This window comes from Bifidobacterium sp. W8110 (assembly GCF_016101375.1).
GTDB lineage: Bacteria > Actinomycetota > Actinomycetes > Actinomycetales > Bifidobacteriaceae > Bombiscardovia > Bombiscardovia asteroides.
In genome coordinates, this window is sequence record NZ_JACFQO010000001.1 from 689,555 (window position 1) to 701,475 (window position 11,921).

General features: G+C 60.3%; 9 protein-coding genes and 1 riboswitch. Of the genes, 5 read left to right on the plus strand and 4 right to left on the minus strand.

The features are described from left to right. Positions 1–34 precede the first annotated feature (34 nt). The 3 genes from H3T88_RS02915 (at position 35) to H3T88_RS02925 (ending at position 4,248) form a co-directional block, all read left to right on the plus strand. Complete coding sequence (locus H3T88_RS02915; RefSeq protein ID WP_015022102.1) at positions 35–424, plus strand: cold-shock protein; 390 nt, start codon at positions 35–37, stop codon at positions 422–424. A gap of 68 nt (positions 425–492) precedes the next feature. Then, positions 493–1,497: a DUF3027 domain-containing protein gene (locus H3T88_RS02920; RefSeq protein WP_198203471.1), complete on the plus strand. Its 1,005-nt coding sequence runs from the start codon at positions 493–495 to the stop codon at positions 1,495–1,497. Between the two features lie 102 nt (positions 1,498–1,599). Beyond that, positions 1,600–4,248 carry an ATP-dependent Clp protease ATP-binding subunit gene (locus tag H3T88_RS02925; RefSeq protein WP_198203472.1) on the plus strand — a complete coding sequence of 883 codons (2,649 nt, stop codon included), beginning with the start codon at positions 1,600–1,602 and terminating at the stop codon, positions 4,246–4,248. 420 nt (positions 4,249–4,668) lie between these two features. Here the strand turns inward: H3T88_RS02925 and H3T88_RS02930 are convergent, their stop codons facing one another. The 4 genes from H3T88_RS02930 to H3T88_RS02945 form a co-directional block, all read right to left on the minus strand. Further along, positions 4,669–7,101, minus strand: a complete 2,433-nt coding sequence (locus H3T88_RS02930) for an energy-coupling factor transporter ATPase (protein ID WP_198203473.1) — start codon at positions 7,099–7,101, stop codon at positions 4,669–4,671. Between the two features lie 33 nt (positions 7,102–7,134). Further along, positions 7,135–7,746, minus strand: coding sequence for an ECF transporter S component (locus H3T88_RS02935; protein ID WP_110417382.1), 612 nt, complete (start codon positions 7,744–7,746; stop codon positions 7,135–7,137). 5 nt (positions 7,747–7,751) lie between these two features. Continuing rightward, a riboswitch (FMN riboswitch) is annotated at positions 7,752–7,886 on the minus strand. Positions 7,887–8,023: 137 nt separating this feature from the next. Continuing rightward, the gene (locus H3T88_RS02940; RefSeq protein ID WP_198203474.1) at positions 8,024–8,797 is read right to left on the minus strand and encodes a histidine phosphatase family protein; all 774 of its coding nucleotides are present in this window, start codon (positions 8,795–8,797) and stop codon (positions 8,024–8,026) included. Between the two features lie 52 nt (positions 8,798–8,849). Continuing rightward, entirely contained in the window at positions 8,850–9,629 is a 780-nt protein-coding gene (locus H3T88_RS02945) for a nitroreductase family protein (protein ID WP_198203475.1), read from the minus strand. 175 nt (positions 9,630–9,804) lie between these two features. On the opposite strand from H3T88_RS02945, the gene ppgK reads away from it, so the two are divergent. Both ppgK and H3T88_RS02955 read left to right on the plus strand, forming a co-directional pair. Then, positions 9,805–10,575, plus strand: coding sequence for a polyphosphate--glucose phosphotransferase (ppgK, locus tag H3T88_RS02950; RefSeq protein ID WP_015022089.1), 771 nt, complete (start codon positions 9,805–9,807; stop codon positions 10,573–10,575). Positions 10,576–10,650: 75 nt separating this feature from the next. Next, positions 10,651–11,832 carry a pyridoxal phosphate-dependent aminotransferase gene (locus H3T88_RS02955; protein ID WP_198203476.1) on the plus strand — a complete coding sequence of 394 codons (1,182 nt, stop codon included), beginning with the start codon at positions 10,651–10,653 and terminating at the stop codon, positions 11,830–11,832. Positions 11,833–11,921: the final 89 nt, after the last annotated feature.

Here is an 11,921-nt window from a genome sequence, read left to right on the forward strand (position 1 = left end):
TTGTTCAAGAAGCAACGTAAGGAAGTGGCAGAGCATGCCCAGCGGGAGAGTACGGTGGTACGACGCCAAGCGGGGGTTCGGGTTCATCACGGATGAGCAAGGCGGGGATGTCTTCCTGCCCTCGTCAGCCCTGCCTGCTGGGGTGTCCACCATACGCAAGGGATCCCGAGTGGAGTTCTCGGTGGCTGAGGGCCGCAAGGGCCCCCAGGCCCTGGATCTGAAGCTGGTGGGGCCGACCCCCTCCATTCTGCGTGCCAAGCGGCCCGATCCGGACGATATGGCCGCCATCGTGGAGGATTTGATCAAGCTGCTGGATTCGGCCGGCAATGGCCTGCGTCGGCACCACTACCCGGGTCGGGCCGAATCCGCCAAACTGGCCACCCTCCTGAGGGCTGTGGCTGATGACTTTGACGTGCCGGACTGAGTGGACGGCGAGAAGAATCCGACGTGGATCGGTTTGGTCCGGTCCCACTGATGATGAAGGTGTGATAGATGGTTCAAGAGGACCTGAATCCTGAGGGACTGGCCAAGCGAGTAGCTCTGAGCGTGGCTGCCGACAGTGATGAGGTCGGCCAGCTGGTCGGCCGCACCCTGATCGGGGATGGTGTCTGGGACTACCGGTTCGCCTCGGCCATCAAGGGCTACGAGGGCTGGCAGTGGTCGGTCACCCTCTACCGTGACGAGGATGCCGATACCTGGACTGTGGATGAATCCTCTCTGGTGCCCACCGATGCGGCCCTGCAGCCCCCGACATGGGTTCCCTGGAAGGATCGCCTTCTGCCCTCGGATCTGAGCGTGACTGATGTCATGGGAACCGATCCCGACGACCCCAGGCTGACAGCCGGATACGAGCCTGCCCAGGCGGGACCTCAGAATTCCGAAGTACGGCAGGCCCCAGAGGACGATGAAGAAAGCCAAAAAGAATCAGCCTCGGTTGATTCCGACGGTACTGACGAGGAGACCGACGGTGCGGTCTTCCGGCTGGTAGACCGCTCAGGTGACGATAAGGACGTTCACGGGCAGGAACCGAATAATCAGGTTTCCCTTGACGCACAGACCTCTTCCGCCGATTTGGATGAGGCCGTCGATTGCTTCGCTCTGAGCCGCCGACACGTGATGACCGCCGAGGCCCGGTCCGCCACTGCCAAGCGCTGGTACGAGGGGCAGCACGGTCCAAAGTCCCTGTCTACCCGGACGGCCAAGGGCAAGGCTTGTGAGACATGCGGCTTCATGATTCCCCTGGCAGGTGATCTGGGCACCATGTTCGGTGTCTGCGCCAATCGTTGGAGTCCGGACGACGGGCGTGTGGTCTCCCTGGACCATGGCTGCGGCGAGCATTCCGAGATCGAGCCCCAGGAGGAGTCCCATCTCTGGGTCCAGTCCCAGCCCGCCTATGACGATCTTCATATTGATGTGGTCAGGCAGAAGCCACGCGAGGAGCGACCTGAGGTGGAACTCATGGAGCAGATGGAGTCAGAAGACGGCTCAGAGGACTGATTCCAAGGCCTAGTTGCGTTCAGAGCGCAATCCCCGGTGGGCCGAGAATAAACGTCACCGTAAATCTGTAGAGTGAATTACGGATCAAAGGGAAGGACAAGTATGTTCGAACGGTTTACCGACCGTGCGCGGCGGGTGATTGTGCTGGCGCAGGAAGAGGCCCGCACCCTGCAGCACAATTACATCGGCACCGAGCACCTCCTCCTGGGCCTGATCAGGGAGGGTGACGGTGTCGCCGCCAAGGCCCTGGCCTCCAAGGGCGTGGAGCTGGATGCCACCCGCAAACAGGTCGAGGAGATGATCGGTAAGGGCAATGCGGTCCCCAATGGGCACATCCCATTCACACCGCACGCCCGTCAGGTCCTGGAGCTGTCGCTGCGCGAGGCCCTTCAGCTTGGCCACTCTTACATCGGCACCGAGCACATTCTGCTGGGTCTCATCCGCGAGGGTGAAGGCGTCGGCACCCAGGTGCTGATCAAGATGGGTGTGGATCTGGGCGATCTGCGGACCGCCACCATTGATATGATTCGCGGCAGCCACGAAGGCGGCGATGCCGGCAAGGGCGATCTGGCCAATGCCGGCGGCGTTTCCAACAAGGGTGGACAGACCGGTTCGGCCATTCTGGACCAGTTTGGCAGGAACCTGACCCAGGAAGCCGCTGAAGGCAAGCTGGATCCGGTCATCGGCCGGGCCAATGAAATCGAGAGGGTCATGGTCGTCCTGTCCAGGAGGACCAAGAACAACCCGGTGCTGATCGGAGAGCCCGGCGTAGGCAAGACAGCCGTGGTCGAGGGCCTGGCCCAGAAAATCCATAACGGTGATGTTCCTGAGACCCTCAAGGGCAAGCAGGTCTACTCGCTGGATCTGGGCTCCATGGTGGCCGGTTCCCGCTATCGGGGCGACTTCGAGGAGCGTCTGAAGAAGGTGCTCAAGGAGATAAAGACCCGGGGCGACATCATTCTCTTCATCGATGAGATTCACACCATCGTCGGCGCAGGTTCGGCAGATGGGGCCCTGGGTGCCTCTGACATGCTCAAGCCCCTGCTGGCCCGCGGCGAGCTGCAGACCATCGGAGCGACCACCACCGACGAGTACCGCAAGTACATCGAGAAGGATGCGGCCCTGGAGCGGCGCTTCCAGCCCATTCAGGTCTCCGAGCCGACCATCGCCCAGACTATCGAGATTCTCAAGGGTCTGCGTGGCCGCTACGAGCATCATCACCACGTCACTATCACCGACAAGGCCCTGCAGTCAGCGGCTGAGCTCTCTGCACGCTACATCCAGGACAGGAACCTGCCTGACAAGGCTATCGACCTGATCGATGAGGCTGGCGCACGTCTGCGCATCAAGCGGCTGACCGCCCCGCCGGAGCTCAAGGAGCTGGACACCAAGGTGGATCGCATTTCCGCCCAGAAGGACCAGGCCATCAAGGATCAGGACTTCGAGAAGGCCGCTCAGCTGCGCGACAGCCAGGAGAAGCTGGAGGCCGAGCGCAAGGAGAAGGAGAAGGCCTGGCACGAGGGCGAGTCCGACGTCAAGATGGTCGTCGACGAGGACGTGATCGCTGAGGTGGTCTCCTCGACCACCGGCATTCCGGTCTTCAAGCTGACCCAGGCCGAGTCCAAGAAGCTCCTGGGTATGGAGAAGGAGTTGCACAAGCGGATTATCGGCCAGGATGAGGCCGTCTCCGCCCTGTCCCGCTCCATCCGGCGCACCCGTGTGGGCCTCAAGGACCCCAAGCGCCCTGCAGGTTCCTTCATCTTCGCCGGCCCCACTGGCGTGGGCAAGACCGAGCTGGCCAAGGCTCTGGCCCAGTTCCTCTTTGACGACGAGGATGCCCTGATCAGGGTGGATATGTCCGAGTTTTCGGAGAAGTATTCCACCTCTCGTCTCTTCGGTGCCCCTCCGGGGTACGTGGGATACGAAGAGGGCGGCGAGCTGACCGAGAAGGTCAGGCGTAAGCCATTCTCCGTGGTTCTCTTCGACGAGATCGAGAAGGCTCACCCGGACATCTTCAACACCCTTCTGCAGGTGCTGGACGACGGCCATCTGACCGACGGGCAGGGTCGTATGGTGGACTTCAAGAACACCATCATCATCCTGACCACCAACCTGGGAACCCGTGACATCGCCAAGGCGGCCAACACCGGCTTCAACGTGAGTGGCAACACCGAGACCTCCTATCAGCGGATGAAGGACCAGGTGACCAGTGAGCTCAAGCAGCAGTTCAGGCCCGAGTTCCTGAACCGCCTGGATGACATCATCGTCTTCCAGCAGCTGACCGAGCCCCAGGTCCGCCAGATCGTCGACCTGGACATCGCCCAGCTTAACGATCGTCTCTTCGATCGCCACATGTCCCTGGATCTGACCGACAAGGCCAAGGATCTGTTGGCCGAGAAGGGCTTCGATCCGCTCCTGGGTGCCCGGCCCCTGCGCCGTGTCATCCAGCGGGACATCGAGGATGCCGTCTCCGAGAAGATCCTCATGGGCGAACTTACGGACAACGAGTCCGTCCAGGTCGATGCCGAAGGCGAGGGCATTCTGGGTGAGTTTACTTTCACTGGCAAGCCCTTTGAGGGACCCAGGCATGCGGCCAATCCTGCCGATGGGCAGAACCAGGACCCTGAACTGGTTGGAGCCTCGGTTGGTTCTTCCGACGTTGATGTTCCACCGGTAGGCGAGGCCGACAGCCAGAGCCAGGATGGTCAGGGTTCCGAGCAGTCCGGTCAGAGTTCGCCTGCAAGTGACTGAGATACAGGGTTAATGCCTGACGCAGCTAGCTTATGAGGGGCTGGAGCACTCTCCATGTGCTCCAGCCCCTCTTATTTTGTATTGCCGAGGATTGGTGTTGTTTTTTGCAATATCGTTCTTGAAGTGTCACTTGAGATATATGGCGTCTATTGGCAGAGTGAGATCTGCGGTCGTTCTGCCTTAAGAGACGAGTCCATAGAAAGGCTCGATTATTTTCTTCTATCAAACTCAAGTTTGCAATGAAACTGACAGTAAGTGACGCTAATGTTCCCAAATCAACCTTCCATTCATCCCGGCTCGTTTGCTCAAGTAGCTGGTGATTCAGGCGGTTGCGTGATGGGGCACTCAGGCTAGGCGTGGAGGAAAGCCTAAGTGACGATGAAAGGACAGCGGGGTAAGCGCTTGATGCGGTCTGCCCGCTCAGAACAGGGGATGCAGCAGCAGGGTCAGCAGATAGAGGGCCATGAGAGCGATGAACAGGATGTCCATCCTGCCCAATCGCAGCAGTCGGTAGTGGGTGCGCTGTTGACGGCTGCCCTCATAGCATCGGGCATCCAAGGCCCGGCTCAGGTTGTCAGCGTGACGCAGAGCTCCGGCGAAGACAGGGACGGTGATGGCTATGGCCGCATGCAGACGCTGCGAGAGCGAGCCGGACTCGATGGATCCGCCACGGGCGGCCTGGGCTTCCACAATGGCCTGAACCTCACGCTCCAGGGTGGGGATGAAGCGCAGAGCCAGTGATAGGACCAGGGCGATCTCGTTGGTGTGGATACCCAGCCTGGACAGGGGGCTCAGCAGGGATTCACAGGCATCGGTCATCTGCGTTGGGGTGGTGGTCTCCACCAGGAGCGCCCCCAAAAAGATGATCAACATGAAGCGGCAGGCGTATAGTACGGCCACCCAGATGCCTCCGGTGGTCAGCACGAATGGACCCCAGGCAGCCAATCTATGACCGGTCTGGGTGACCAAAAGATTGAACAGGGCCAGCAGAAGCATGAGGACCAGAAAGCCCTTGACCGAGTTCATGATGGAACGCAGCGGGGCGCGGGCGGCGGCGAAGAGGCCGACAGTGACCACCAGTGCCAGAACAAGTTGCGCCGGTGTGGAGATGGCGAAGGCGGTGAACATGGCCAGGAGGAAGGTCACCAGCTTGGCTCGCGGGTCAAGCCTTGCCAGCAAGGATGGGGGTTTATGGTCCGCCTGAGTGTGATCGGTTTCCTTCCCTGTTTCTTCCTCCCCAGCGGCTCGTTTCTCTGCTGCGTCTGCGGCGAGCAGTTGATGGTAGCGCTCCACTACTTCCGCAGTAGGCCCATAGGCCAGTGTCTCCCCATGTTCCAGGAGCAGGGTCTGGTCGGCCAGGTCCAGGGCCTCGCGATCGGTGTGGGTGCTCATGACGATGGTGACCCCACGCTTATGGAGTACTCGAAGCAGTGTCATGATGCGTGTGCAGGCCCGGGGGTCGAGGCTGGCGGTGACCTCGTCCAGAACCAGCAGTCGCGGGCTGCAGGCCACGACCCCGGCGATGGCCACCAGGCGTCGCTGACCTCCCGAAAGGTCGAAGGGGGAGCGGTCGGCCAGATCTTTGATGCCTAAAAGCTGCATGGCCTCATCCACCCGATGCTGCACCTGATCGGGACCATAGCCCAGGTTGCGTGGACCATAGGCGATGTCCTGGGCAACAGTATCCGCAAAAAGCTGATGTTCGGGATATTGCATGACATAGCCGACCCTTTGGCGCAGAAGCTTGAGATTCTGGCGTCGCAGATGCTTGGCCTTGGGTCGGTCGGGTCCGGCCAGGGGCAGGCCGGCCACCTGGATGGATCCGCTGTCGGGGGTGGCCAGGGCACAGATGAGCCTGGCCAGGGTGGACTTGCCGGATCCGTTGCGCCCGATAATGGCCAGGGTATGTCCTTGCGCAAGCTCCAGATTCACCTGGCTGAGGGCTTTGTTTCCGGCATCCGGAAAACTGTATGAGACATCCGACAACTTGACCATGGAGATGGCGTGGTCATCGACTGCGATCTTCGCGTTCCTATCTGATGCCCCGCTTTGAGTCAGCGGATTTTGGTTCGGTTCGTCAAAAAGAACAGGCAGATCCTGCCTGGTCAGGATTTCGTCAGGACTCCCGGAGGCCACGATGCGCCCATGGTCAAGTACGAGGACCCGGTCAGCCTGCCTGGTCTGCTCGAGCAGGTGGGTAATGTGGACGACAGCCGTGCCTTGGGCCGTCAGCCTGCAAAGGATTGATTGAATCTCCTGCCGGCCGGCCGCATCAAGCATGGCACCGGGTTCGTCCAGCACCATCATGCCTGGATTCATGGCCAGGCTGCCGGCCAGGGCCAAGCGTTGCTGTTGCCCGCCCGACATACGGGTGGGATCGTCATTCATCCGCGTCTGCAGATCCACCTGCTTCAAGGCAGCCGGTACGCAGGAGAGCATCTTTTGTCGAGGCATGCCCAGATTCTCGGGTCCGAAGGCCACGTCGTCCTGGACGACTGTGGTCACGATCTGGTCCTCGGGGTTTTGGAAGACCATGCCGATGCGTCGGCGTGCCTGTCGGTAGGCTCCAGCGTCGATCCGTCGGCCTTGATCCGGGGTATCTGAACAGACTGTCCGGCCCATAAGCTCGACCTGCCCACGGTCAGGTGCCGTCGCACCTGAGAGGACGCTTCCCAGGGTGGATTTGCCGGAACCATTCGCTCCCAGGATGCACAGATGCTCGCCTGCATGCACCTCCATGGACAGGTGGTCCAAGGCCCAGGTCCGGCCTCCGTCGTAGGAGAAGGAGACCTGGCTGAGGCGGGCGACCGTTGCCTTCGATGCCGCTGAATCCGAGACTGTGGCTTGGGTCATGGATGCTGCCATGACTTTCCGAACTGCCGTGGCCTACTTGTTGATCAGCGTGGAGATGGGCTTGTAAATCAGGAAGGTGACCACGCCGTGGATGGCGAACTTCATCAGGTTGAAGGGCAGGAGGATCGGCACGATCATGGCAATCACCTTGGCCATGGACATGTGCGCATAGAAGGGGGTGATCACCACGTTGCACAGAATGGCCGCGATCACGCCCAGAATGGCGCCTGAGACGATTCCGATGACTGCTCCCTTACGGCTGTGCATCCTGCGGTAGATCACGGCTGCCGGCACGCTCAGTGCCAGGGCCACAATCATCGAAATCAATGCACCGAAGGGGTTGGTGAACAGGTGCGGGACGAATCCCAGGATGGAGATGATGGCGGCAGCCGCCGGACCAAAGGCAAAGCCGCATACCAGGACGACGATGCCTGAGGGGTCGTATTTGAGCCAAGGGGCGGCAGGGAAGATTGGGAAGGAGAAGAAGCTCAGAACCATGGCCAGGGCTACGAAGAGCGCGTAGACCGCAATCCGCTTTGTCGACCAGCGTCCTGAACCGCCTGCACCTGTGGAGTGGACATCGTCGAAGCGCGTGTCCTTGTTTGCGTTTGCAGTGGTATGTGAATGAGAATTGGGCATGCTCATAGAGGGCCTCGTTTCTTCCATCCGGACTGTAACCGTTGGCTTCGGACTTTGACCGATATCCACCGCTTGCGCGGGTCGCGGGCTCCCGGTATTCAACCGGATACCGCCAGTAAGGACTTTCACCTTCCCTGAAACTGACGATTTCAATATAGCTGCGGTCCTTGGAATGGTCAATTCCCTCTCGCTGCTGGTGCACTTCCAGACACGCCGGGACGGAAATAAAACCGATAAAAATCTAATAGCCGGAGAAGCGCAGCGCGCCTGGCAGTTCTGTCTGCTACTTGTCCCGGCTTCCTGCCTGGAAGTACTCCATGGAGCTGACCGGGCCCGCCAGACGGAAGCCGTCATCCCCATAAATCACCTTGGTTACGGCGGTGTTGTCCATGTCTGGGATTGGGGAGTGGTCGTCGATGGCTACCAGAAACTGTTGCAGGCACATGCCTGAGGAGACCACCAGGACAGGCCCGCCGCCCTCTTCGATGGCGGACTGCGCGATGCGCGTCATCACCGCGATCATTCTGCTGCGGACCTGGGCCGTGGTCTCGGCACGATCTTGTTCGTCCAATCCGGCAGACAGGATGTCCTGGGCGTCCAACCTGTGGAAGGTGTCCTGCATATGGATGGGAATGTTCCTGCCGTAGGCTGCCCTGGCTGCAGCAAAGTCCTTGAACCCCATGGCGGCGCAGACCTGATTAAGGGTAGTGCGCTCGTCCCGACCTTCGAAACTGCCGAAATTGTCCTCGCGAAGGTCGGGGTCCACGCCCACGCGCAGGTCCCCATTGCCGGACACGTCAAGGGCCAGGCGGGCTGTTTCATACTGTCGGCTCAGATTGCCGCTCCAGGCTGCCCGGAATCGAATGGGCCGCAGACCCCGACCGAACTGGCGCACGTCCTCGCGGCCTTGCCTGGTCAGCGGGAAATCGGACCAGCCCTGCATCAAATGCATGACATTGGCCGTCGTTCTTCCATGCCGGGTCAGGTAAAGGATTGTCGAACCTCTTTCAGCGCTCGGTTCGGCGGCGGATTGCGATGATGATGCTCCATTGTTCATAGTTCATCACCCTACACGGCCCCCTTGCCGGGTCACTGGGGTACAGCCATGTTCATGATCTGATGAAACGGCCCCCGTCGCCCCAGGTCCATGTACCGCCGCCGGCCCCGATCTGGAAGTTCATTTTGGCTATGCCCAAGTCAACTGCGGAGCCGTAGGCGACCGAGGGGTCCAAGGTGGCGATGGCGTCGCCTGTGCCCTTGTCCCAGGCGAGAACCACCGGCTGTCCGTTCATGGCAGAAGGAGCCTTGGCGGCGGCAGCCACGCCGGCCTTGAACCATTCCGGCGCCTCCTGGCGATCCTGCGCGTTCATGGCTGAGGTCAGCTCCTCATAGCTCTTGGAGGCTCGATGCTCGCTCTGACGTCGGCAAAGCTTTTCGAAGTCCTGGTTGCCATAGCCGACCTGGTCGGCCGGATAGCCGATGGTGACCACCAGATAGAGTGACTGGCTGGGGGTGATACGGCAGTGGCGCTCGGCCGCCTGACGGTCCCAGCTGCCCGACACCCATCCTGTCCCCAGTCCGTACAGGGTGGCGGCAAGAACCATGCGCTCGCCGTAGAAGCCGGCTTTTTCCAGGCTCTCCTGATTATCCTTGGGTCCGACCAGGGCAAGGTAGTTGGCCGCATTGGCCAGGTGGCCGGAGGCGTTGTCGGCTGCGAAGGCGTCCGGCTTGCCCAGGACCAGCTGCATGTCCAGGCCGCTCAGCGTATTCAGAGCGTTCAAGGTGCTGCCCAGCTGCCTGGCCAGGTCGGGATCGATGGGCTTGGGGTCGTATTCTCGGGTGGTGATGCGCACGTTGACTGCGTCAATAAGCTGTGTATGTTCGGTCATAACCTCATTATCCCACCCAATTCCCCTTCCTGCAGGGTAGTGGCACAGGGTTGGTGCAAGGGGCCACGGCTTGGTCCGGCTTGTGCCGCTGCCAAGGATTGCAGAGGCATGCCTTGCGCTACAATCGCTACCGTGCCGGTTCGGACCCTCATCTTTGATCAGCTAAGGAGCAGCAATGATTGAAACAGCGCAGGCTTTCGGAGTGGATATTGGTGGATCCGGTATCAAGGCTGCCCCTGTTGACCTGACAATCGGTGATTTTGCAGAGCCCCGCAAGAAAATTCTCACTCCCGAGCACTCCACGCCAGAGGCTGTGGGGGTTGTCGTCAAGGAGCTCTTGGATCGTTTTGAAGTTCCTTCGGATGTGCCCGTGGGCATCGCCTTCCCGGCCCCTGTCAAGCCTGACAAGCCGCTGGATTTCATGGCCAACCTGGATCAGTCCTGGGTTGGCACCAATGTTCAGGAGGTCCTTTCCAAGGCCTGCGGCAGGCCCGTCAGCGTCGTCAACGATGCGGATGCTGCCGGTCTTGCCGAGGTGCAGTACGGGGCGGCCAAAGGGCAGAAGGGTCTGGTCATCGCCACGACACTGGGCACCGGCATCGGTACGGCTCTGATTTATAACGGTGTTCTGATTCCCAACAGTGAGCTTGGTCACCTGACGCTGGACGGCAAGGATGCCGAGAAGTACGCAGCTTCATCGGTGCGCGACCGCAAGAAGCTGAGCTACAAAAAGTGGGCCAATCGACTGACCAAGTACTACCGCCTGCTTGAGCACTATTTCAATCCCGATTTCTTCGTCGTCGGCGGCGGGGTCAGCCGGATGAGCGAGAAGTTCCTGCCTCACATCGACATCAAGACCCCCATTGTGGCCGCCAAGCTGCGCAACCAGGCCGGCATCGTGGGTGCCGCTTATCTGGCTGACCTTCGGCAAAAGCACCTGGGGTGAAGCAGGGTTTTTCCTGCGACTATCCTGTATGGGGCGTTCTGGCGACTGCCGGATCGGATGAGGAGTTGAAAAATCATGCATTTTTCTCACCGTACCGGGTCTGACCGCCCCAATCGCATTGCCCTGGCCGAGGCCGAAGCACGTGCCCATGGTCTCAAGCTGGGCAGGCTGAATGATTCCAATCCCACCCGCTTCGGGCTGGCCCCGTCATTTCTGCCCCAAGTCTATGAGGCGGAACCGAGGGGACCTCTTGCGGCCCGCCAGTCCCTGGCTGGGTTTCTGACCAGGCGGCAGAGATTGAGCCAGAGCGAGGACGGTACATCGGTCGATTCTGATGATCTCTACCTGCTCTCTTCCACATCCCAGGCTTATTCCTGGCTGATGAAGCTCCTCTGCGACCCGGGTGATGCCATTCTGGAGCCCAGACCCGGATATCCTCTGATTGAATCAATCGCCGGTCTGGAATGCGTCCGAACAATCCCATACCGCCTGACCTATGACGGGTCCTGGGTCCTTGACCTGGCCACGGTCAGGCAGGCCCTGGAGGGACCGGATGGCGACCGTATCCGTGCCCTGGTCCTTATCAACCCCAACAACCCCACCGGTTCCTACATTCATCCGGAAGAGCGTCGGTCGCTGCTGGAACTCTGCCAGCGGCAGGGGGTGGCCATCATCGCCGACGAGGTCTTCTTCGGCTATCCTCTGGATCCCCTGCCGGGCCGTGCCCGGCTGGCTGGTGAGGATCGGGTGCTGACCTTCGCCCTGGATGGGTTCTCGAAGAGTCTGGCAGCCCCCCATGCCAAGGTGGGCTGGATCCAGGTTTCCGGGCCCGCAGACCAAGTAGCCGCCGCCAAGCGTCATCTTGACCTGATAGCCGATGACTACCTGCCCATGAGTCTTCTGATCACCAGGGATATGGAAGCCATGCTCTCGGATATTCTCGTTCAGACCAGCCGGGTGGGCAAGCGTATCAGGGGCAATCTCGGAATCCTCAGACAGACACTGGGCCAAAAGGAGTCCTGCGTCTCCCTGCTCAGGCCTGAGGGAGGCTGGAACGTTCTGTTGCGTTTTCCTCAGGTCATCGAGGAGGAGGAGCTGATTCTTCGCCTGATTGGGTCCTACGGGTTGACTGGCCAGCCCGGATACTTTTTCGACATGCCAGGCAACGGATATCTGGCCCTGTCGCTCCTTCCGGAAACCTTGGAATTCCGCCGAAATGTAGATTCAGTCGTCTCAGCTATCGAAAAAATGCTGTGATGAAAACCCTCCTCTTGCCTGGTTTGCTCCGATAATGAATTCGGAATGATCACCCGTCATGGAAGGGGGAGATTGGTGGGGCTCAATGA